Source organism: Agromyces atrinae, from assembly GCF_013407835.1.
Taxonomy (GTDB): Bacteria; Actinomycetota; Actinomycetes; order Actinomycetales; family Microbacteriaceae; genus Agromyces; species Agromyces atrinae.
The window spans coordinates 2,175,621-2,198,097 of the sequence record NZ_JACCBI010000001.1; the positions used below are offsets into that span (position 1 = coordinate 2,175,621).

The following is a 22,477-nucleotide window of genomic DNA, read 5'->3' on the forward strand; positions in this document are numbered from 1 at the left end:
CGCGCGCGGGCGAACTCTCGGCGAACTCGGCCGATCCGCGCACATCGGCCTGATTCACTGACAGAGGTCGCCCGCGGGCCGAGCGCTTCGATGCGCCGCCTGCTGCGCCGCGACCACCCACCGAATCCGTGCAGCATCCCTCGTCGACCCCGGCGATGTCTCGTGCTGCCCGGAAACACACGAGGAGTACGTGATCGATGAGCTGGTTCAGACGACGTCCTGAGGCCGACGGGGGCGCGACGCGCTCTCGCCTGGGCCGATCGACCGCGGGACTCGTGGGGGCGGGCGGCGTGCTCGTCGTCGCGGGCACCCTCGCCCTCGGCGGGTCGATCGCCGCGGTCGCCAACGGCGGCGGCCTCGCACCCCCGCCCGTGAGCCCCGCGCTCGTGCACGTGCCGACCGCGATGCCCGACCGCGTCACGCTCACGCCGTCGGGCGACCCGGCGACGACGCAGGCGATCAGCTGGCGGACGTCGGCCGCGGTGACGGCTCCGCAGGTGCAGCTCGCCTCGGTCGGCCCCACGACGCCGACGGATGTCGTGACGATCGCCGCGGCGACGACCGACGAGTTCACGACCGATCTGGGCTACCCGATCAAGTACCACTCCACGACGCTCTCGGGTCTGACACCCGACTCGCGTTACCTCTACCGCGTCGGCGACGGCGAGACGTGGGGCGCGTGGAGCGAGTTCGCGACGGCGACCGAGGGTGCGAGCGACTTCTCGTTCATCATCCAGGGCGACGCCCAGAACGACGTCAAGTCGTACGCCTCGCGTGCGTTCCGTGCGGCGACCGAGGCCCGGCCCTTCGCCGACCTCGTCGTGCACCTCGGCGACCTCATCGACACCGACAACTCCGACGCCGAATGGGGCGAGTGGAACTACGCCGGCGGATACTCGCAGACGAGCATCAACCAGCTCGCGACGATCGGCAACCACGAGTACTACCCGGGCCCCGGTCTCTCGAAGTACTGGCCGGCCCAGTTCGACTTCCCGAACAACGGACCCGTGAGCGACGCCGCCGTCGCCGAGCTCACCGAGTCGACCTACTACGTCGATTACCAGGGCGTGCGCTTCATCTCGCTCAACACGATGCGAGCGAGCGGCGCCCTCATGGACGAGCAGACCGCGTGGCTCGAAGAGACGCTCGCGTCGAACCCGCACCAGTGGACCGTCGTGACGTTCCACCACCCCGTCTTCGCCGTGACGTCGGGCCGCGACAACGCACACGTGCGTAACGCGTGGCTTCCCCTCCTCGAGCAGTACAACGTCGACCTCGTACTGAACGGCCATGACCACGCCTACGGGCGCGGCAACCTGTTCGCCAACGAGCAGAACCTCCCCGAGGGAGCGGATGCCGCGACGAGCCAGACGGGCCCCGTCTACCTCGTCTCGGTGAGCGGTCCGAAGATGTACGTCGTCGACCCGCCCGAGTCGAACAACTGGGTGAAGAACGGCGCGAACCTGCGCTCGGTGATCGGTGATACGCAGCTCTACCAGCTCGTCGACGTCGTCGGCAACGAGATGCACGTCGAGTCGTGGACGGTCGCGGGCGACCTGCAGGACGCCTTCACGATCACGAAGACGCCCGCCGAGACGCGTGCCGCATCGACGAAGCTCGTGACCGACACCGACGAGCCGCGCTCGTCGGGACCGGGTTCCGCACGCTCGGGCGTCGCCGCTCCGACGCTGCCCGACCCGACCGTGCCGGGTGCCGAGCCGGTCGAGCCGACCACTCCGCCGACCACGCCGCCCACGACGCCGCCGACCACCCCGCCGACGACGCCCCCGACGACGCCTCCCACCACCCCGCCGACGACCGAGCCGACCCCCGGCCCGACCACGCCGCCGACGACAGAGCCCACGCCCGAGCCCACCGACCCCGCGACGCCGCCCACCGGGCAGCCCACGGAGCCGACCGGCGCACCCACCGAGCCGACGACCGCGCCGACCGACCCGACGACCCCGCCGGTCGCCGGTGGCCTCAGCCCGACGAACGGCGGCGCACTGAGCTCCACTGGTGCCGACGTGATGCCGTGGATCACGGGCGGTTCGCTCGTGCTCGCCGCGGGAGCCGGACTCCTCCTCGTCGCCCGTCGTCGCCACCGCGCCGAGCAAGGTGACGCACAGAATCGCGCGGAGGGATCCGCGTGAGCATCCACCGAACCGACCGTTCCTCCTCTCGAACGAAGGACTCCCCCACCATGACCCGCACGTTCTTCGGCCGGCGCTCCGGTCGAACGCTCGCCCTGGGTGCCGTCGCGGCACTCTCGGCCGGCCTGCTGCTCCCCCTCGCCGGAGCCCCCGCAGCCTTCGCTGCCGGGACCTCGGCGGAAGAGCAGTGGACGCCGACGCGCATCCCCGAACGGATCGCGCTCACACCGACATCCACCCCCGCGACGAGCCAGAAGATCACCTGGCAGACGTCGGCGTCGGTCACGAGCCCGCAGGCGCAGTTCCGCACCGTGACGGCGACGCCGTACACGGCTGCGACGGTCGTCGCGGCCGAGAGCTCCGACACGGTCTCGACCGACCTCGGCTACGGCGCCCGCTTCCACACCGTGCTGCTCGACGGCCTCACCGCCGACACGACCTACCAGTACCGCGTCGGCGACGGCACGAACTTCAGCGAGTGGCAGCACTTCACGACGGCGACCGCCGGGGCGAGCGACTTCTCGTTCATCTACCTCGGTGACGTGCAGAACGGTATCCTCTCCGACAGCTCGCGCGTCATGCGCGCCGCGTTCAACGACCGCCCGAACGCCGACCTCGTCGTGCAGGGCGGCGACTTCATCGACGACGCCAACTCGCACGCGCAGTGGGGCGAGGCGTTCGCGGCGAGCGACTACGTGCTCGGCACGAAGAACATCCTCGCGACGCCCGGCAACCACGAGTACGAGTCAGGCCTGTCGGACTACTGGCGCACCCAGTTCGACTTCCCGGCGAACGGACCCGTCGCGGGCGACCCGTCGACGGTCGCCGGGCAGACGGCGACCGCCGAGATCGCCGCGGCCCTCGCGGGCACGGTGTACTCGACCGACTACCAGGGCGTGCGCTTCATCTCGCTCAACAGCAACCTGTCCGACCCGGCATCCCTCGGCGTCCAGACGGCGTGGCTCGAGAAGCAGCTCGCCGACAACCCGCAGAAGTGGACGGTCGTCTTCTTCCACCACCCCGTGTTCTCGCTCGACGAAGGCCGCAACAACCTCGGCATCCGTCTCGCGTGGCTGCCGGTGTTCGAGAAGTACGGCGTCGACCTCGTTCTCCAGGGTCACGACCACGCCTACGGTCGAGGAAACACGGATGCCGCGGAGGCGGGTAACCCCGAATGGTGGAACCCCGAACTCAACTACGACGGCCCCGTCTACGTGGGCTCGAGCGTCGGCACGAAGTTCTACCAGCCGGGCCCGCGTCACTGGAACGAGAACGACGCGCACCTGCGCCGCCTCGTGACGAGCACGCAGATGTACCAGGTCATCGACCTCTCGGGCGACACGCTGCGCTTCGAAGCCCGCAGTGCCGACGGCGTCTACGTCGACGGATTCACGATCACCAAGAACGACGCGGGCAAGGCCGTCACCGACGACCAGGCGCCGCAGGAGATCGACCCCGGCACCCCGTCCCCCTGCCTCGGCTGCGAGCCCGGCGGCCCGGAGGAGCCCGAGCCGCCCGTCGACCCGATCGGCAGCGTCGCCTACGAGCACGTCAAGGAACTCGACTCGGTCAACCCGTCGAACGCCGCGCTGCCCGCCGGCGTGACGTTCTCGGAGTCGCGCGACCTGCTCTACCTCGGCGACCAGAACGGCCGGAAGATCTTCGAGATCGACCCCGACACCGACACCGTGCTCCGCGAGATGAGCCTGCCCGAGAACATCCGCGACCTCGGTATCGACGACGAGCGCGAGCTGCTCTACGTCGGCCAGCAGAACCGCAACTGGGTGGTCGTCTCGATCGCCGACGAGTCGTTCGGTGAGATCGTGCGGGGGCCCTTCCCCTTCATCGAGTCGAACCGCTCGATCGACGTCGACCCCGAGCGCGGCTTCGTCTACGGCGCGGTCCCCTCGCGCGGTGTCGAGGTGCTGAACGCCGAGACCGGCGAATCGATCGGCGTCATCAACGGAACGGCCGACGCGTACTACGTCGCCGCCGACCCCGAGAACGGCCTCGTCGCGACGACGTACTTCCACGACATCGCCGACAAGACCAACGTGCAGGCGTTCGACGTCGACAACGGCTTCGCGCAGACGTGGGCGATCACGACCCGCGCGAACCCGCGTCAGCTCGACTTCGACGGCGCCAACGGTCTCGTCTACGTCGGCTACACGGGCGTCCAGACGGCGGGCTTCTCGGTGCACGATTCGCGCACCGGTGAGGAGCTCGGCGACTTCGCCGACCCGAAGTACGGCCAGAACCTCTACGGCATCACGGTCGACGAGGAGAAGCAGCGCGTCTTCGGCGCGAACCGCAACTTCCGTCAGGATGTGCCGGGCGACGGTCAGGCGGCCTCGGCCGTCACCGTGTCGCAGCGTGTGCTCGAGCCGGGTGCCGAGACGTTCGACTACACCCCGTCGGGCGACCTCGACTCGGTCAACCCGGGCAACGCCGCGCTTCCCGCCGGCGTCGCGTTCGACAACACGAGCGGCCTGCTCTACCTCGGCGACCAGAACGGCCGGAAGATCTTCGAGATCGACCCCGACACCGACACGGTGCTGCGCGAGACGAGCCTGCCGGAGAACATCCGCGACATCGGCATCGACGAGGCCGGCGAGCTGCTCTACGTGGGCCAGCAGAACCGCAACTGGGTCGTCGTCTCGATCGCGGACGCCACGTTCGGCCAGATCGTGCGCGGACCGTTCCCCTTCATCGAGTCGAACCGCTCGATCGACGTCGACCCGAAGCTCGGGTACGTCTACGGCGCGGTTCCCTCGCGAGGAGTCGAGGTGCTCGACGCCGTCACGGGCGAGTCGATCGGTGTCGTCAACAACACGGCCGGCGCGTACTACGTCGCCGCCGATGAGGTCAACGGCCGAGTCGGAGTCGCGCACTTCAACGATGTTCCGGATGTCACGAACGTCGAGGTGTTCTCGGCAGCGAGCGGTTTCTCACGCCTGTGGGCCATCCCGACCCGAGCGAACCCGCGTCAGCTCGACTTCGACTCGACCCACGGTCTCGTCTACGTCGGCTACACGGGCGTCGCGACGGCGGGCTTCTCGGTCCACGACGCCGCGACCGGTGAGATGAAGGGCGACTTCCCCGACCCGAAGTACGGACAGAACCTCTACGGCATCACCGTCGACGAGAAGAACCAGCGCGTCTTCGCCGCCAACCGCAACTTCCGTCAGGATGTTCCGGGCGACGGCCAGGCCCCGGCTGCGGTCACGATGTCGACGCGTGTCGGCGCCGGCGTGCCGGTCGATCCGACGGATCCGACGGACCCCACGGAGCCCACGGACCCCACGGACCCGACCGACCCGACGGACCCGACCGACCCGACGGACCCGACCGACCCGACGGACCCGACCGACCCGGGCACTCCTCCGATGGGTCTCGACTACACGGCGACGCCCCTCAGCGTCATCCCCTCGGCCCTCGCGGTCGAAGAGCTCGACGCCCGCCCCGTCGGATCGGTCGTCGACCCGGCGACCGGCCACGTGTTCGTCGCCAACGAGATGCGCCCCGCGCGCGTCTGGGAGATGGACCCGGCGACCGACACGATCGTGCGCGTCATCGACATGCCCGTGCCGAACGCGGCAGACGAGGGGCTCCGCGATGTCGCCCTCGATGCCGAGAAGCGCGAGCTCTACGTCGCCTACGGTGCGTCGTGGTTCGTGCTGAACCTCGACGACTCGTCGCTCGTGCGTGGCCCGTTCGCCTTCCCGGCGAACGTGCGCGGCATGGATGTCGATGTCGCGGGCAACCGCGTCTTCGGAGCCGTGCGCGGCACCGGATTCGACGTGATGGATGCCGTCACGGGTGAGCGCATCACGACCGTCGAGACGCCGGGCGAGAACTGGTCGTCGCACGGCATCGCCTACGACGCGGTCGCGAACCTCGTCTACGTGTCGAACGAGAACGGCGCGGGCACCGAGGGCCTCCGGGTCTACGACGGAACGACGTTCGAACTCGTGCGCACGCTCGCCGCCGTGGCACCCGACATGCGCTCGGTGGCGGTCGACCCCGTCGCCGGTCGCGTCTACATCGGTCACGCGTCGACGGTGTTCAACGCGAGCGGCGTGACGGTGCTGAACACCGCCGACCTCTCGCTCGTGACGCGTCTCTCGGCGCACGCGAACGGCAACAAGGTCTACGGCGTCTCGGTCGACTCCGAGAAGGGACGTGTCTACGTCTCGGCTCGCGACCGTCACCCGGTCGGCTTCGTGATGCTGCAGCGTTCGAACTAGTCATCCGCTCCACCCGAGGGGGTCCGTGCGCACGCGCGGGCCCCCTCTCTTCTCTTCTGTCTGGGCGTCACGACACGCTGGCTAAAACAGGTTTAGCCAGCGTGTCGTGACGCCGAAACCCTTCCGTCTCGGCGTCACGTTTGTGCTGTTCGGTGCGCGCGAGCAGCACATTCGTGACGCCGAGACGTGGGGTGGGTGAGGCGAGCGGATGACGGAGTAGCATCGATCGGCCCCGGAACGCCGCGGCCGCGAACGAGGAGCGTGAACCATGCCCGTCATCGACATCGGCGTGTACGTCGCCGGCACCCGCATCCAGGACCCGACGAGCCTCGACGAGACCTTCGAGGTCATGCAGGCCTGCGGCGGAATCGCCTGGATCGGCCTCTACCGTCCGTCGCCCGACGAGATCCATGCCGTCGCCGACGAATTCGACCTGCATCCGCTCGCTGTCGAAGACGCCCTCACCGGACACCAGCGCTCGAAGCTCGAACGTTACGGCGACACGCTCTTCGCCGTGCTGCGCCCCGCCCGCTACCTCGACGCCGACGAGACCGTCGAGTTCGGCGAAGTGCACGTCTTCATCGGCACCGACTTCGTCGTGACCATCCGGCACGCCGAGTCGCCCGATCTGGCCCGAGTGCGCCGCCGCCTCGAAGACTCGCCCGAGCTGCTCGCGAAGGGTCCGGAGGCGATCTTCTACGCCATCCTCGACGAGGTCGTCGACGAGTACGCACCCGTCGCGGCGGGCATCGAGAACGACATCGACGAGATCGAGGACCAGCTCTTCGGCGACGCGGGCGACGACCTCTCGCGCCGCATCTACGAGCTCTCGCGCGAGGTCATCAACCTGCAGCGCGCGGTGCATCCGCTGCGCACGATGCTCGAGGCGCTGCAGAGCGGGTTCGAGAAGTACGACGTCGACCTCGAGCTGCGGCGGTCTCTCCGCGACGTGCTCGACCACGCGATCCGAGTCGGCGAGCGCGTCGACTCGTTCCGCGCCCTCCTCGAGAACGCGCTCACCGTGCACTCGACCCTCGTGACGCAGCGCCAGACCGAGACGGCGCTCGCCCAGAACGAAGAGGTCAAGAAGATCTCGAGCTGGGCGGCCATCCTCTTCGCCCCGACGCTCGTCGGCACGATCTACGGCATGAACTTCGAGAACATGCCCGAGCTCTCATGGGAGTTCGGCTACCCCCTCGCGATCGGCGCGATGGTGCTCATGGGCGTCGGCCTCTACGCGGTCTTCAAGCGCCGCAAGTGGCTCTGACCCCCTCACCCCCCTCGTCTCGGCGTCACGACACGCTGGCTCAACCCGGTGTGGCCAGCGTGTCGTGACGCCGAAACCCTGGAGTCTCGGCGTCACGTTGGTGCTGTTCGGCGCGCGCGAACAGCACATTCGTGACGCCGAGACCGTGGGGTGGGGGTGGGGTGGGGCGGGATGACGCGCGCGGGGGCTACGCGAAGGCGGGGAGCACCTCGGCGGCGATGAGCTCGAGGTGGTCGAGGTCGTGCAGGTCCATGATCTGCACGTACAGAGTGTCGACACCGTCGTCGGCGAGACGCCCGATCGTGTCGATGACCTGCTGCGGGGTTCCGCCGAGCGAGTTCTCGCGGAACGTCTCGGGCTCGCGGCCGATCGCTCGCACGCGGCGGGCGTACTCCGCGTCATCCGCCCCGACCGCGGTCGTGAGGGCCGACGAATAGTGGAGCGACTCGGGGTCGCGACCGATCTCGTCGCACGCGGCGCGCACGCGATCGAAGGCGGGCTTCGGGTCGAGCGTGAAGCCGATGTTGAACTCGCTCGCGAAGCGTGCGGCGACGCGCGGCGTGCGCTTCGGTCCGCCACCGCCGACGACGACGGGCACGGGCGACTGCACGGGCTTCGGCAGGGCCGGCGAGTCGACGAGCGTGTAGTGCTCGCCCGCGAACGAGTACCGCTCGCCGACAGGCGTCGACCAGAGGCCGGTGATGACCTCGAGCTGCTCCTCGAGGATGCCGAAGCGCTTCTCGGGGAACGGGATGCCGTACGCCGCGTGCTCCTCGGCGAACCAGCCCGTGCCGAGTCCGAGTTCGGCACGGCCGCCCGACATCGCATCGACCTGCGCGACCTGGATCGCGAGCAGGCCCGGGTGACGGAACGTCGCCGAGCTCACGAGCGTGCCGAGGCGGATCGTCGACGTCTCACGCGCGATCGCGCCGAGCGTGACCCACGAGTCGGTCGGGCCGGGCAGCCCGTCGCCCTCGCCCATCGAGAGGAAGTGGTCGGAGCGGAAGAACGCGTCGAAGCCGAGGCGTTCGGCCGTCTGCGCGACGACGACCTGATCGTCGTAGCTCGCGCCCTGCTGGGGTTCGGTGAAGATCCGGAATCGCATGATTCGAGTCTGTCAGAGAGCGCGAACGGTCGATTCGACGGGGTCTTCGCGCGAAACACCCCGAGCGATCGACCTTTCGGCGATGGAGGGGGCGGCGACGGATGACGCGGGCGACGCGACCTCGACACCCGGAACCTCGAACTCGATGCCCGGGATGCCGTCGAACCGCGCCTTCATGACCGCGATCGCCTCGGGGTTCTGGTCGACGAGCACGAACCGGCGGCCGAGCGCCGCGGCGACCGCACCCGTCGTGCCGGAGCCCGCGAAGAAGTCGAGCACCCAATCACCTTCGCGACTCGACGCCTGGATGATGCGCCGGAGGATCCCCTCGGGCTTCTGCGTCGGGTACCCCGTCTTCTCGCGGCCTGTCGGCGACACGATCGTGTGCCACCAGACATCCGTCGGCAGTTTGCCGAGTTCGGCCTTCTCGGGCGTGACGAGTCCGGGCGCCATGTACGGCTCGCGGTCGACGGCCGTCGAGTCGAAGTGGTAGCCGGTCGGGTTCTTCACGTACACGAGGATCGTGTCGTGCTTCGTCGGCCACCGCTTCTTCGTGCGGGCTCCGTAGTCGTACGCCCAGATGATCTCGTTGAGGAACGACTCCCGTCCGAAGAGCGCGTCGAGCAGCACCTTCGCGTAGTGCGCCTCACGGTAGTCGAGGTGCAGGTACAGGGTGCCGTCGTCGGCGAGCAGGCGCCACGCCTCGACGAGTCGCGGCTCGAGGAAGCCCCAGTAGTCGTCGAAGCGGTCGTCGTAGCGCAGCAGATCACCGCGGATGCGCTCGTAGCGCTGCCCCTTGAAACCGGTGATCGGCCCCGTCTCGGAGCGCACGCTCTTGCTCGACGCACGCACCTGCTGGCGGCCCGTGTTGAACGGTGGGTCGAGGTAGACGATGGTGAACGAACCGTCGGCGAGGGTCGGCAGCACCGACAGGTTGTCGGCATGGATGACGCGGCCGGGCGCGCTCACTCGAGATCGAGACGGATGCGTCCGTCGAAGCGGGCGGCCGCCGGGGTCGAACCGGACTCACGAGGCGCGGCGACGGGAACACGTCGCATCGACGGCACCTTCACGGGGTCGGCGACGGGCTCGGGAAGAGCGTCGTCCGAGACATCCGTCGTGTCGGCGAAGGCGATGCCTTTGTCGCCGTCGCCCGGGAGCGGTGCCGGGGCGGGCAGCAGGGTCTGCCGGTCGAGCTCGACCTGCGCCTCGTGCTTGCGCGGCGCGAAGACCTCATCGCCGATGAGGAGCGCGCCGCCGCCTCCTCCGCCTCGGCGGGTCTTGTCGGAGAAGTCGACCCAGCCGCGGTTCACCGCGAGCGCGATCGCCACGACGACGATCGCGGCGATGCCGAGCCAGATCCACCAGTCCACCCGGCAGATTCTACCGGGGCGGCGAGACGGGTCGGCCGACGGCGTCATACGAACGCATCGCGGCCGTCGTTGCGTCGAGTGTCGCCGTTTGTGTCGAGTGTCGCCGGTCTAGTGGCGAGACTCGACACAAACGGCGACACTCGGCGACGGGGCCGGGGCCGGGCCGGCGTCAGGGAACGCGGTTCGTCCACTCGGGGGTCGAGAACTTCGTCGCGATGAGCTCTTCGGCGGCGGCACGCTCCTCGTCGGTGACGCGGCCGGGTGTGGCGTTGTGGAGCTTGGTGAAGGTCGCGGCGAGGCTGTCGATGATGGCCTCTCGGCTGAGGCCCGTCTGCGAGCGCAGCGGGTCGACGCGCTTGGCCGCGCTCGCGATGCCCTTGTCGGAGAGCTTCTCGCGGCCGATGCGCAGCACCTCGAGCATCGTCTGGTTGTCCATGTCGTAGGCCATCGTGACGTGGTGCAGCACGCCGCCCGAGCCGAGGCGCTTCTGCGCGGCGCCGCCGATCTTGCCCTGCGGGCTCGCGATGTCGTTGAGCGGCTGGTACGTCGCGTCGATGCCAAGAGCGCGGAGGCCCTGCAGCACCCAGTCGTCGAGGAACGCGTACGAGTCGGCGAAGCTCAGGCCCTGCACGAGCTCGGCGGGAACGTAGAGCGAGTAGGTGACGGCGCTGCCCTTCGCGACCATCATCGCGCCGCCGCCCGAGATGCGGCGCACGACCTGGAAGCCGTGCTTCGCGGCGCCCTCGGGGTCGACCTCGTTCTTGATCGACTGGAAGCTGCCGATGATGACGGCCGAGTCGGCCCACTCCCAGAAGCGCAGCGTGGGCTTCCGCGCGCCCTCGCCGACACGCGTCGCGAGAACCTCGTCGAGTGCGAGGTGCATGAGGGGCGATTCGGCGGGCTCGTGGATGACCTCCCACTCGAAGTCATCCCACCCGCGGGCCTCGGTGAGCGCGCGGCGCACGGTCACGGCGACGGCGTCGGCCGAGAAGCCGAGCAGCACCGTTCCGGCGGGAAGGGCCTCGGTCACGGCCTTCGAGATCGTCTTCGCGTCGGTCGCCGCGGGCAGCCCGTTGATCGCGCCGTTGATCGCGTCGAGCGCCTCGTCGGGTTCGAGGAAGAAGTCGCCCGCGACACGCGCGTTCGCGATCACTCCGTCGACCACGTCGACATCGACGACGACGAGCTTGCCGCCCGGGACCTTGTATTCACCGTGCATGCATCCAGCCTACGGCGGCCGCACCCGGGGTGGGGCGGATGTCGCGCGCACCCGTCATCCGCCCGCCCCGCGCCCGTCATCCGCCCGCCCCGCGCCCGTCATCCGCCCGCCCCGCGCCCGTCATCCGCCGCCGTTGGTAGGGGATCGAGCGGAGTGTAGGGAAAATCCGGCCGCTCGCGCCTACTTTCGACCGAAAAGCCTACGGACGCATCGCGTGGGGCCGGGGGGGGGCGGGAACGAGGGCGCGGGAGCGAGGAGGCGGCAGCGCGCGGCCCCGCGCACGCACGGCTCAGCCGCGCGACGGCACCCGCGCGTCGAGCCACGCGAGCAGATCGGCGCGCACCTCGGCCTGGTTCGTCTCGTTGAAGATCTCGTGGCGGGCATCCGCGTAGACGATGAGCGTGACGTCGGTGAGGTGCGAGCGCGACTCGAAGGAGCGCACGAGCTTGAGCGCCGACGCCTCGCCGCCGACCGTGTCGTCGTCGCCGACCATGATGAGCACGGGCACGTCGGGCAGGTCGCGCGCGGGGCGTCCGAGCAGGGCGAGCGCTCCCCCGATGCCGAAGAGCTTCGCGAGCGGCGTGAGGGTCGTGTACGGGTCGGCGACGAACGCCTCGGCGACCGCCGGGTCGCGCGAGAGCCACTCCGCGCCCGTCGTTCCGAGCGTCTTGTACTTGCGATTGAGGTCGCCCGAGTCGAGCGAGCCCGGCATCCGGTACGCGGTGCCCGACAGCACGACGGCCGAGTAGGCGAGCGGATGACGGTTGAGCAGGATCTGCGCGATGAACGAACCCCACGAGTGCCCGACGAGCACGATCGGCAGGTCGGGGTTCTCGTCGCGGATGACGGTCGTGAACCTGTCGACGGCGTCGATCGCCGCGCGCATTCCGCCCGGCCCGGGCCGCCCCATCTTGGTGAGGTCGCCGCCGTGCTGCTCGAAGCCCGTCTGCCCGTGACCGCGGTGGTCGTCGGCCCACACCGAGAAACCGTCGGCGACGAGCGCATCGATCAGGGCGCCGTAGCGGCCGACGTGTTCGCCCACACCGTGCACGAGCTGCACGATCGCGCGCGGGTTCTCGGCCTCACGAACGATGTAGTGGATGCGGACCCCGTGGTCATCGATGAAAACCGGCATGCCGACATCCTCTACCCTCGGCGTCCCTCCCGCTTCCCGCCGCTCCTGCCGTGCGCAATTCAGGTCGGCAACCGTGTCGCGCCCCACTCTGCGCAGTCGCGACGCGCGACACGCCTGTGCGCACCTGAATTGCGAACAGGGAAAGAGAGTGGGGAGGTGAGAGCGTCAGGCCTCGCGGGTGATCTCGACGGTGACGAAGAGGGTCGAGCCGCTCTGGCCCGCGTACACGCCGCGGAGCGGTGAGACGTCGGAGTAGTCGCGGCCGCGGGCGACGAGCACGTGGTTCTCGCCGATCTCCTGCTGGTTCGTGGGGTCGTAACCGCGCCAGTCGCCCGAGAACCACTCCACCCACGCGTGCGATTCGCCGGTGACGGTCTCACCGATCGCCGCCGACGGTCGCGGGTGCAGGTAGCCCGAGACGTAGCGCGCCGGGATTCCGATGGCACGGAGCGCCCCGATCGACACGTGCGCGATGTCCTGGCAGACGCCGCGCTTCTCGGCCCACGCCTCGCGACTCGTCGTGTGCACGCCCGTCGATCCGGGCACGTACTGCATCGCCTCGCCGATCGTGCGGCACACCTCGAGGGCGACCTCCGCGACGCTGCCGCCGCGTGAGCGGATGTCGCGGGCGAGCGCCACGACGTCTTCATCGGGGTCGGTGGCTCGCGTCTGACGGGCCTGCTCGACGAAGATCGTGGCGCTCTCGCGCACGACGTCGAGGGTGTCCCACTCGATGTCGCCGATGGAACGGGGAATGGGCCGCACCTCGACGACGCTCGTCGCCGTGACCGAGAGCTCGCGGTGCGGGGTGAGCACCTCGAACGTCGACACGCGCGTGCCCCAGTAGTCGAGGTACGAGTGCTGCGTCGCGGTCGGGTGGATCTCGAGGCTCGACGACAGCACGAACTGCTCGTCCTGGCTGTACGGCGACATGCGCGCCTCGTTGTACGACGCGGTCGCCGGTTCGGCGTAGCTGAATCCCGTGCGGTGCACGATGCGCAGGCGGCTCACGAGTTCTCTCCGATCCACACGGGCACGGCGCTCGTCGGGAAGTAGCGCTGACGGATCGCATTGCTCGCCGCGCTCGTCACCGCCTGCACGCTCTCCATGTGCGCGGGCAGGTCGTCGATGAGCTCGGCGATGGGCCGGAACTCGAGCTCCGAGCGGATCTGCCCGAGCAGGCGCTGCGCCTGATCGCCGACGCCGACGCGCCCCGAGCGGGGATCGATCTCGCGCAGGCACTCCTCGGCGCGCATGACCGCGTAGAGGATCGATCGCGGGAACAGTCGGTCGAGGATGAGGAACTCGGCGGCGTTCTGCGTCGACGGCAGGCCGCGGTACGTGCGGAGGTACGCCTCGTACGCGCCGCAGCTGCGGAGGATCGTCGTCCAGCTCGCACCGCTCGCCTCGGTGAGGGAGCGCGTCGCGAGCAGTCGTGCGGTCATGTCGGCGCGTTCGATCGCGCGGCCGAGCGAGAAGAAGTGCCAGACCTCGTCGCGGCTCGTCGCCGACTCGACGACGCCCACGGCGAGGGCCGAGCGCTCGCGCACCCAGCGGAAGAACTCGTGGGTCTTGTCGGCGGCGACGCGGCGCGGCATGCGGGCGTTCGTCGCGTTCAGGCACTCCCACAGCTCGGTCGAGATGATCTCGCGCGCTCGGCGGGCGTTCTCACGTGCCGACACGATCGAGTAGGCGATGGATGCCGCGTGGTGCCGGTCGACGGCGAGCAGGTCGATGACGTCGCTGCGGGTGAGTTGCACGTCGTCGTTGAGTTCGGAGCCCATGACCGAGAGCAGCGAGCGGCAGGCCGAGTCCTCGTCGATCCAGGGGTCTTCGAGCAGCAGCTGGAGGTGCACGTCGAGGATGCGGGCGGTGCCGTCGCTCCGCTCGACGTACCGGCCGATCCAGAAGAGCGATTCGGCGATGCGGCTCAGCATGCGCTGCCCCCTTCGAGCTCGGTGCTGCGGGTCTGTTGCTGCTGCTGCTCTTGCTGCTGCTGTCGGGCGTCGGCATCGAGATCGTGGGGGGATGACGCGGGCAGCGAGTTCGTGTCGTAGATGATGGCGTTCGCCGACGTCGTCACAGGCACCTCGCCCGAGGCCGCGGCCTGATCGGCGACGAGACCGCTCACGTCGCGGGCCGCGGTCACCGCCGTCGTCGTGCCGAGCACCCACGTGTCCTTCGATCCGCCGCCCTGGCTCGAGTTGACGACGAGCTGGCCCTCGGGCAGCGCGACGCGCGTGAGCCCTCCGGGGAGCACCCAGACGTCGTCGCCGTCGTTCACCGCGAAGGGGCGCAGGTCGGCGTGACGCGGCCGCATGCCGTCATCCACGAGGGTCGGGATGGTCGAGAGCTGCACGACGGGCTGCGCGATCCACCCGCGCGGGTCGTGCTGCAGGCGGCGACGGAGCACGTCGAGTTCCTCGCGCGAGGCGTCGGGGCCGACGACGAGTCCCTTGCCGCCCGAGCCGTCGACAGGCTTCACGACGAGTTCGTCGAGGCGGTCGAGCACTTCGGCGAGCGCCTCGGGCTCCTCGAGTCGCCAGGTGTCGACGTTCGGCAGGATCGGCTCTTCGCCGAGGTAGTAGCGCATGAGGTCGGGCAGGTACGTGTAGACGAGCTTGTCGTCGGCGACGCCGTTGCCGACGGCGTTGGCGATCGTGACGTGTCCGAGGCGGGCGGCGAGCATGAGGCCGGGGGCGCCGAGCACCGAGTCGGGGCGGAAGTGCTGCGGGTCGAGGAACTCGTCGTCGACGCGGCGGTAGATGACGTCGACGCGGGTCGGGCCGGCGGTCGTGCGCATGAAGACGCGACCGCCCGAGCAGAACAGGTCGCGACCCTCGACGAGCTCGACGCCCATGAGGCGCGCGAGCAGCGTGTGCTCGAAGTAGGCCGAGTTGTGCACGCCGGGCGTGAGCACGACGACGGTGGGGTCGTCGATGCCCTCGGGGGCGCTCGAGCGCAGGGCCCGCAGCAGCTTGTGCGGGTAGTCGCCGACGGGGCGCACCCGCATCGAGACGAAGAGTTCGGGCAGCGTCTGCGCCATGACCCGGCGGTTCGAGACGACGTAGCTCACCCCGCTCGGCACGCGCACGTTGTCTTCGAGCACCCGCCACGCTCCGCGCTCGTCGCGGATGAGGTCGATGCCCGACACCTGGATGCGCACGCCGTTCGCGCTCGTGATGCCCGCCGCCTGGCGGTGATAGTGGCTCGACGACGAGATGAGGGCGGCGGGGATGACGCCGTCGCGCACGGCGTTCTGGGGTCCGTAGACGTCGGCGAGGAAGAGTTCGAGCGTCTTCACGCGCTGCTTCACGCCGGCTTCGACGTTCAGCCAGTCATCCGCTTCGATGACGCGCGGAACCGCGTCGAGCGGGAAGGGGCGCTCCTCGCCGGCGAAGTCGAACGTCACGCCCTGGGCGAGGTACGAGCTCGCGAGGGCGTCGGTGCGTCCGCGCAGCTCCTCTTGCGTCATCCGGGCGAGGGCGCGATGGATGTCGCGGTAGGCGCCGCGAACGGATGCCGCGGGCGGCGCATCGCTCGGAGCCGCTGCGATCACCGGGAACATCTCGTCCCAGGGCTGCGTGGTGGTGCGGCGCGTGGTGCGAGCGGCCGCATAGCCGTCGAAGAGCGTTGCCATGACGTGAGCCTAGTCCGGGGCACGTTGCGGCGACGTTTCGGGGGTACGTCGCTCCCGCGTCGGGGGCCTCACCGAACCATTTGTGACTGGTTGATGTCGTTCTGGCGCCGCGAAGACGACATCAACGAATCACAAGCCGCCCGGGCCGGACATTTAGTTAGCGTTGCTAATTTGCTAGGCTAAGCAAAATGAGCGAGACGATCGGCGAGCAGAGTTCGGCCTTGCGCATGGCGACCTTCCGGCTGGCCCGGCGGCTGCGCGCGCAGAAGAGCGACGACACGATGAGCGACCCCCAGTTCGGCGCGCTCGCCGCGCTGCACGTGCACGGCCCTCACACCCTCACCGCCCTCGCCGAGCGCGAGAAGGTCTCGGCTCCGTCGATGAACCGCACCGTCAACTGCCTCGAAGAGACCGGTTACGTCACGCGCGAGACCGATCCCGTCGACAAGCGCAAGATCTCGGTCGCCATCACCGAGTCGGGCACCGCCGTCGTCGGCGACACCGTCAAGAAGCGGGATGCCTGGCTCTCGGCCGAACTCGAGACGCTGAGCGCCGACGAGCGCGACGTGCTCGCGCGCGCCGCCGAGATCATGGCGGTGATCGCCACCCGATGAGTGCCATGTTCCGCTCGCTCGCGGGCTACAACTATCGCGTCTGGTTCATCGGCGCGCTCGTGTCGAACATCGGCGCATGGATGCAGGCGACCACCCAGAACTGGGTCGTGCTCACCGAGCTCACCGAGAACGACGCCGTCGCCGTGGGCTTCACCGTCGCCCTGCAGTTCGGCCCGCAGCTGCTGCTCGTACCCATCACGGGCCTCATCGCCGACCGCTTCGACCGCCGCAAGATCCTCATGGTCACGCAGTCGCTCCTCATGGTGCTCGCCGTCGGCCTCGGGCTCCTGCTCGTGCTCGGGCACGCCGAGCTCTGGCACCTCTACGCCTTCGCGCTCGGCCTCGGAATCGTCAACGCGATCGACGCCCCCGCACGTCAGACCTTCGTCTCCGACCTCGTCGCCGAGAGCAACATGTCGAACGCCGTCGCGCTCAACTCGGCATCCTTCAACGCCGCCCGCCTCATCGGCCCCGCGTTCGCCGGATTCCTCATCGTGCTCGTCGGTTCGGGCTGGGTGTTCCTCATCAACGCCGTGACGTTCCTCGCCGTCATCGGCGCGCTGCTGATGCTGCGCACCTCGCAGCTGCAACGGATGCCGCGGGCCCCGCGCTCCCGCGGGCAGCTCGTCGCCGGCGTGCGCTACGTCGCCCGGCGCCCCGACCTCGTCGTCGTGTTCGTGATCGTGTTCCTCATCGGCGCGTTCGGCATGAACTTCCCGATCTTCTCGTCGACGATGGCGGTCGAGTTCGGCCGCGGCGCGGGTGAGTACGGCTTACTGTCGTCGATCCTCGCGATCGGCTCGCTCACGGGAGCGCTGCTCGCGGCGCGGCGCGAACGGGCGCGCATGCGCGTCATCATCGCGGCGGCCGGGTTCTTCGGGCTCGCTGCCCTCGTCGCAGCGCTCATGCCGACCTACTGGCTCTTCGCCGTGTCGACGATCTTCATCGGATTCGGCGCCGTGACGATGCTCACCACCGCCAACGGATACGTGCAGACGACGACCGAGCCCGCCGTGCGCGGCCGCGTCATGGCCCTCTACATGGCGATCCTCATGGGCGGCGCCCCGATCGGTGCGCCCATCGTCGGCTGGGTCGCGAACGAGGCCGGCCCGCGCTGGGCGCTCGGAGTCGCGGCCGTCGCCTCGGTCGTCGCGTTCGCGATCGGACTCACGTGGCTCGTCGTCTCGCGCGGCCTCCGCGTCGCGCGTCACCCCGAGTACCGCTGGCGGCTCGCCGTCACGTACGACGGCGTGCTCGCGAACGACACGCTCACGGCGAGCATGCCCGTCATCCGGTCGACGCCCGTGCCCTCCACGACATCCGCCATCGCCGTCGTCTCGGAGAACCCCGCGCCCGTCCGCCCCTGACGCTGCGTCTCTCCCTACTTCTCGTCTCGTCTCGTCGTCACGGTCTTCTCGTCTCGGCGTCACGACACGCTGGTTATCGCGCGCATAGCCAGCGTGTCGTGACGCCGAAACCACCTGTCTCGGCGTCACGGATGTGCTGTTCGGAGCGCCCGAGCAGCACATTCGTGACGCCGAGACGGAAGGCCCCGGGGGCGCGGGAGGCGCGCGGGGCGGGCGGATGACGCAGGCGGGGCTCACGGACGCCCGGCGTTCGCCCGGTGTTTACCGACGCGCGCCCGATGATTCACGGCCCGCGCCTACGGTCGACTCCGGCCACGGGCGGTCTCAGCGCGGGTCACCGATCCGCTCCGCCGTGCGCCGTCGAGAGAGGACCCCCCATGCCCCGCACCGCGATCGTGAAGCGCGCATCCGCAGCGCTCGCACTCGCCGCAGCCGCGTCGCTCGTTCTGAGCTCGTGCGCCGGAACCGAAGCCGAAGCCGGCGACGCACCCGCGACCGACGCCGCCACCGCGACGAGCATCGCCGACTTCGGCACGTTCGCCGACCTCGAGGCCGCGGCCAAGGCCGAAGGCGCACTGAACGTCATCGCCCTCCCCCGCGACTGGGCGAACTACGGCGAGATCCTCGACCTGTTCGCCGAGCGCTACCCCGAGATCTCGATCACCGAGCAGTCGCCCGACGTGTCGAGCGCCGAGGAGATTCAGGCCGCGAAGACCAACGCGGGCCTCGACACCGCCCCCGACGTCTTCGACCTCGGCCTCACCGTCGCCCTGCAGTCGACCGACTACTTCGCTCCCTACAAGGTCGAGACGTGGGATGACATCCCCGACGCCCTCAAGGAGTCGAACGGCCTCTTCGTCGGCGACTACGGCGGATACATGTCGATCGGCTACGACTCGTCGAAGTACGACGCCCCGACCGCCCTCGACGACCTCCTCGGGGCCGACTATAAGGGCGCCGTTGCGATCAACGGCGACCCGACGCAGGCGGGCGCGGCGTTCGCCGCCGTCGGTCTCGCGACCGTGCAGTCGGGCGGCGACCTCGACGACTTCCAGCCCGGAATCGACTTCTTCCAGAAGCTCAACCAGGCCGGCAACATGCTGAAGGTCGACGTCACCACCGCGACCGTCACGAGCGGCGAGACCCCCGTCGTCTTCGACTGGGACTACCTGAACGCCGCCCACACCGCGTCGAACCCCGCGTGGGAGGTCGTGATCCTCGATGGAACCGGCTACGCCGGTTACTACAACCAGGCCATCAACAAGGACGCCCCGCACCCCGCGGCCGCGCGCCTCTGGCAGGAGTTCCTCTACAGCGACGACGTGCAGAACCTGTGGCTCAAGGGCGGCGCCCGCCCCGTGCGCATGGAGGCCATGATCGACGCCGGAACCATCGACCAGGCGCTCGCCGACGCTCTCCCCGAGGCCCCTGACGAGACGGTCGTCCCGACCGAGGCTCAGTCGACGGATGCCGGTACGCTCCTCGGCGCGAACTGGGCCGCAGCGGTCAACTAGTCATGACGATCCTCGCCCCGATCGAATCCCCGCCCGGGGCGACGGATGCCGGGACGGACGCCACCGCGCGTTCGTCCCGGCGCTCGGGCCACGCCGGGGTGCCCGCCGCGATCGGCCTCGTGCCGTTCGCCCTCTACCTCGCCCTCTTCCTCGCGCTGCCGACGATCTTCGCGGTCGGCAGCGGCTTCGCGAGCGACGACGGCTTCACGCTCGACAACGTGCTCGCCCTCGGCGACCCCGTCATCGTGTCGACGTTCGCGAACTCGATCGGTCTCTCGGCCCTCACGGCCGTCATCGGCGCGATCCTCGGCGCTCTCGCCTGCTACGCCATGCTCGGTCTCGGCGAGGGCAGCCGCTCGCGCGGTCTCGTCGAGGCTGCGAGCGGCGTGCTCGCCCAGTTCGGCGGCGTCATGCTCGCGTTCGCGTTCATCGCGACGATCGGCCTGCAGGGTCTCGTGACGCTGTGGCTGCGCGACACGTTCGGCATCGACATCTTCGCCGACGGCGCCTGGATCTACGGACTCCCCGGTCTCGTGCTGCCCTACATCTATTTCCAGGTGCCGCTCATGATCATCACCTTCCTGCCGGCGATGAGCGCCCTCAAGCCGCAGTGGGCCGAGGCGAACCTCTCGCTCGGCGGCACCCGCGCGGGCTTCTGGCTGCACATCGGCATGCCCGTGCTCGCCCCGTCGTTCCTCGCGAGCCTCCTGCTGCTCTTCGCCAACGCCTTCTCGTCGTACGCGACGGCCGCGGCGCTCGCGAGCCAGGGCTCGCAGATCGTGCCCCTGCAGATCCGCACGGCGCTCACGAGCGAGACGATGCTCGGCCGCGAGAACCTCGCCGGCGCGCTCGCCCTCGGCATGGTCGTCGTCATGGCCATCACGATGGGCCTCTACGCCCTCGTCGAGCGCCGGGCTGCGCGGTGGCGTCGATGAGCGCGCGCGGCATCGGCCCGAGCCGCGCGACCCGCTGGGTCGTCGCGGTCGTGCTCATCGGCCTCTTCCTCGTTCCGATCGTCTCGATGATCGAGTACACGACGAGGGATGGCTCGGGCGGCCACTCACTCGTCAACTGGCTCGCCCTGTTCGATCCGGCGAACGAGTCGAAGTATCGACCCATCTGGGTGGGCCTCGGCAACTCGCTCGTGCTCGCCCTCGTGAGCGTCGCGATCGTGCTGTTCCTGCTCGCGCCGACGATGGTGCTCATCAGCCTGCGCTTCCCCGGGCTCCGCCGCATCTTCGAGTTCCTCGTGCTGCTGCCGATCTCGATCCCCGCGATCGTGCTCGTCGTCGGGCTCGCGCCGATCTACCTCGTCATCGGCCGCACGTTCGGCACGGGCATCTGGACCCTCGCGTTCGCCTACGGCATCACCGTGCTGCCGTTCGCCTACCGTGCGATCCAGGCGTCGATCGATGCGACCGACATGAAGACGCTCGCCGAAGCGGCCCGCACGCTCGGCGCCGGCTGGCCGACGATCCTCGGGCGCGTGCTGGCGCCGAACCTGCGACCCGGCCTGCTCGCGGCATCCCTCATCTCGGTCGCCGTCGTCCTCGGCGAGTTCACGATCGCGTCGCTCCTCAACAGGCAGAACCTGCAGACGGCTCTCGTGGTCGTCGGCAAGCAGGACCCGTACGCCTCCGTCATCCTCTCGCTCCTCGCCCTCGCCTTCGCGTTCGTCCTGCTCGTCGTGATCGGGCGAGCGGGCGCTGCACGTCGCACCTCGAAAGGCCGCTCATGACCATTGCCACCGCCGACAACTCCCTGCTCGCCGCGCGCGGCACGGGCACGGCCGTCTCGTTCGAGGACGTCGTCAAGGACTACGGCTCGAACCGCGTGCTGCACGGCCTCGACCTGCACATCGAACCGGGCGAGTTCGTCTCGCTGCTCGGGCCGTCGGGTTGCGGCAAGACGACCGCGCTGCGGGTGCTGTCGGGCCTCGAGGTCGCGAACGGCGGCATCGTCCGCATTGGCGGGGATGACGTCTCGCGCGTTCCGACCAACCGGCGCGACCTCGGCATGGTGTTCCAGTCGTACTCGCTGTTCCCGCACCTGAGCGTCGCGGCGAACACGGCGTTCGGGCTGCGGCGACGCGGCGCCGACAAGCGCCTCGCGGCGAGCCGGGCGCACGACGCCCTCGCCCTCGTCGGCCTCGATCACCTCGCCGAGCGGTACCCGCACGAGCTCTCGGGCGGGCAGCAGCAGCGCGTCGCGCTCGCCCGCGCGCTCGTCACCGAGCCGCGCGTGCTCCTGCTCGACGAACCGCTCTCGGCACTCGACGCGAAGGTGCGCGTTCAGCTGCGAGACGAGATCCGCCGGCTGCAGCTGCGCCTCGGCATCACGACGGTGTTCGTCACGCACGACCAGGAGGAGGCCCTCGCCGTCTCCGACCGGATCGCCGTGATGGATGCCGGTCGCATCGACCAGATCGGCACGCCCGAGGAGCTCTACCTGCGCCCGGCGACCGCCAACGTCGCCGCGTTCGTCGGGCTCTCGAGCGTCGTCTCGGCGGTCGTGTCGGGCGGGTTCGTGGATGTCTTCGGCGCACGTGTCGCCGTCATCGGGGAGCACGCCGACGGGCCGGCCGAGGTGTTCGTGCGGCCGGAGAACGTGCGGCTCGCGTCATCCGGCACCCCCGCGCTCGTGCAGGAGTCGACGTTCCTCGGGAGCGTGCGCCGCACCCTCGTGACGACGGATGCCGGCGAGCTCGTGCGCGTGCAGCACGCCGCGTCGGAGCGCCTCGAGTTCGGCGAGCGCGTGCACATCACGATCTCCGACGCCCCCGTGGCCGTCCGCTGACCCTCTGCTTCTCCGTCTCGGCGTCACGACACGCTGGTTGTCGCGCG

General features: G+C 69.7%; 17 protein-coding genes. 9 read left to right on the top strand and 8 right to left on the bottom strand.

The genetic code is table 11. The features are described from left to right. The first annotated feature begins 197 nt into the window (after window positions 1-197). The 3 genes from BJ972_RS10195 to corA all read left to right on the top strand — a co-directional run bounded on the left by BJ972_RS10195 (window position 198) and on the right by corA (window position 7,667). Window positions 198-2,153, top strand: coding sequence for a purple acid phosphatase family protein (locus BJ972_RS10195; protein ID WP_129172548.1), 1,956 nt, complete (start codon window positions 198-200; stop codon window positions 2,151-2,153). Window positions 2,154-2,203: 50 nt separating this feature from the next. Next, window positions 2,204-6,400 carry a fibronectin type III domain-containing protein gene (locus BJ972_RS17580; protein ID WP_129172547.1) on the top strand — a complete coding sequence of 1,399 codons (4,197 nt, stop codon included), beginning with the start codon at window positions 2,204-2,206 and terminating at the stop codon, window positions 6,398-6,400. 268 nt (window positions 6,401-6,668) lie between these two features. After that, window positions 6,669-7,667: a magnesium/cobalt transporter CorA gene (corA, locus tag BJ972_RS10205; RefSeq protein WP_129172546.1), complete on the top strand. Its 999-nt coding sequence runs from the start codon at window positions 6,669-6,671 to the stop codon at window positions 7,665-7,667. A 187-nt stretch (window positions 7,668-7,854) separates the two neighbouring features. Here the strand turns inward: corA and BJ972_RS10210 are convergent, their stop codons facing one another. The 8 genes from BJ972_RS10210 to BJ972_RS10245 form a co-directional block, all read right to left on the bottom strand. Then, window positions 7,855-8,772: a TIGR03560 family F420-dependent LLM class oxidoreductase gene (locus BJ972_RS10210; protein ID WP_129172545.1), complete on the bottom strand. Its 918-nt coding sequence runs from the start codon at window positions 8,770-8,772 to the stop codon at window positions 7,855-7,857. A 12-nt stretch (window positions 8,773-8,784) separates the two neighbouring features. Further along, complete coding sequence (locus BJ972_RS10215) at window positions 8,785-9,741, bottom strand: DNA-methyltransferase (protein ID WP_129172544.1); 957 nt, start codon at window positions 9,739-9,741, stop codon at window positions 8,785-8,787. Then, complete coding sequence (locus BJ972_RS10220; RefSeq protein ID WP_129172543.1) at window positions 9,738-10,145, bottom strand: hypothetical protein; 408 nt, start codon at window positions 10,143-10,145, stop codon at window positions 9,738-9,740. Before BJ972_RS10220 ends, BJ972_RS10215 begins: the two co-directional genes overlap by 4 nt. 169 nt (window positions 10,146-10,314) lie before the next feature. Next, on the bottom strand, window positions 10,315-11,364 hold the full coding sequence (gene lplAB / locus BJ972_RS10225; RefSeq protein ID WP_129172542.1) for a lipoate-protein ligase LplAB: 1,050 nt from the start codon (window positions 11,362-11,364) through the stop codon (window positions 10,315-10,317). A 289-nt stretch (window positions 11,365-11,653) separates the two neighbouring features. Beyond that, window positions 11,654-12,499, bottom strand: a complete 846-nt coding sequence (locus tag BJ972_RS10230; RefSeq protein WP_129172541.1) for an alpha/beta fold hydrolase — start codon at window positions 12,497-12,499, stop codon at window positions 11,654-11,656. A 165-nt stretch (window positions 12,500-12,664) separates the two neighbouring features. Then, window positions 12,665-13,510 carry a transglutaminase family protein gene (locus BJ972_RS10235; protein WP_129172540.1) on the bottom strand — a complete coding sequence of 282 codons (846 nt, stop codon included), beginning with the start codon at window positions 13,508-13,510 and terminating at the stop codon, window positions 12,665-12,667. After that, a complete protein-coding gene (locus BJ972_RS10240) occupies window positions 13,507-14,436 on the bottom strand; it encodes an alpha-E domain-containing protein (protein ID WP_129172539.1) in 930 nt (309 codons plus the stop codon). Before BJ972_RS10240 ends, BJ972_RS10235 begins: the two co-directional genes overlap by 4 nt. Beyond that, window positions 14,430-16,139, bottom strand: a complete 1,710-nt coding sequence (locus BJ972_RS10245) for a circularly permuted type 2 ATP-grasp protein (RefSeq protein WP_129172538.1) — start codon at window positions 16,137-16,139, stop codon at window positions 14,430-14,432. The genes BJ972_RS10240 and BJ972_RS10245 overlap by 7 nt, the downstream gene beginning before the upstream one ends. Before the next feature lie 188 nt (window positions 16,140-16,327). Here BJ972_RS10245 and BJ972_RS10250 point away from each other — a divergent pair, with 188 nt between their 5' ends. From BJ972_RS10250 to BJ972_RS10275, 6 genes are all read left to right on the top strand, one after another. Beyond that, window positions 16,328-16,753 (top strand): MarR family winged helix-turn-helix transcriptional regulator, encoded by a 426-nt coding sequence (locus tag BJ972_RS10250; RefSeq protein WP_129172537.1) that lies wholly within the window; start codon window positions 16,328-16,330, stop codon window positions 16,751-16,753. Continuing rightward, the gene (locus tag BJ972_RS10255; protein WP_373366820.1) at window positions 16,750-18,120 is read left to right on the top strand and encodes an MFS transporter; all 1,371 of its coding nucleotides are present in this window, start codon (window positions 16,750-16,752) and stop codon (window positions 18,118-18,120) included. The genes BJ972_RS10250 and BJ972_RS10255 overlap by 4 nt, the downstream gene beginning before the upstream one ends. A 377-nt stretch (window positions 18,121-18,497) precedes the next feature. Continuing rightward, window positions 18,498-19,634 carry an ABC transporter substrate-binding protein gene (locus BJ972_RS10260; protein WP_129172535.1) on the top strand — a complete coding sequence of 379 codons (1,137 nt, stop codon included), beginning with the start codon at window positions 18,498-18,500 and terminating at the stop codon, window positions 19,632-19,634. A 2-nt stretch (window positions 19,635-19,636) separates the two neighbouring features. Then, complete coding sequence (locus BJ972_RS10265) at window positions 19,637-20,569, top strand: ABC transporter permease (RefSeq protein WP_129172534.1); 933 nt, start codon at window positions 19,637-19,639, stop codon at window positions 20,567-20,569. Continuing rightward, window positions 20,566-21,372, top strand: a complete 807-nt coding sequence (locus tag BJ972_RS10270; RefSeq protein ID WP_129172533.1) for an ABC transporter permease — start codon at window positions 20,566-20,568, stop codon at window positions 21,370-21,372. The genes BJ972_RS10265 and BJ972_RS10270 overlap by 4 nt, the downstream gene beginning before the upstream one ends. After that, the gene (locus BJ972_RS10275) at window positions 21,369-22,430 is read left to right on the top strand and encodes an ABC transporter ATP-binding protein (RefSeq protein WP_129172532.1); all 1,062 of its coding nucleotides are present in this window, start codon (window positions 21,369-21,371) and stop codon (window positions 22,428-22,430) included. Before BJ972_RS10270 ends, BJ972_RS10275 begins: the two co-directional genes overlap by 4 nt. Window positions 22,431-22,477 lie beyond the last annotated feature (47 nt).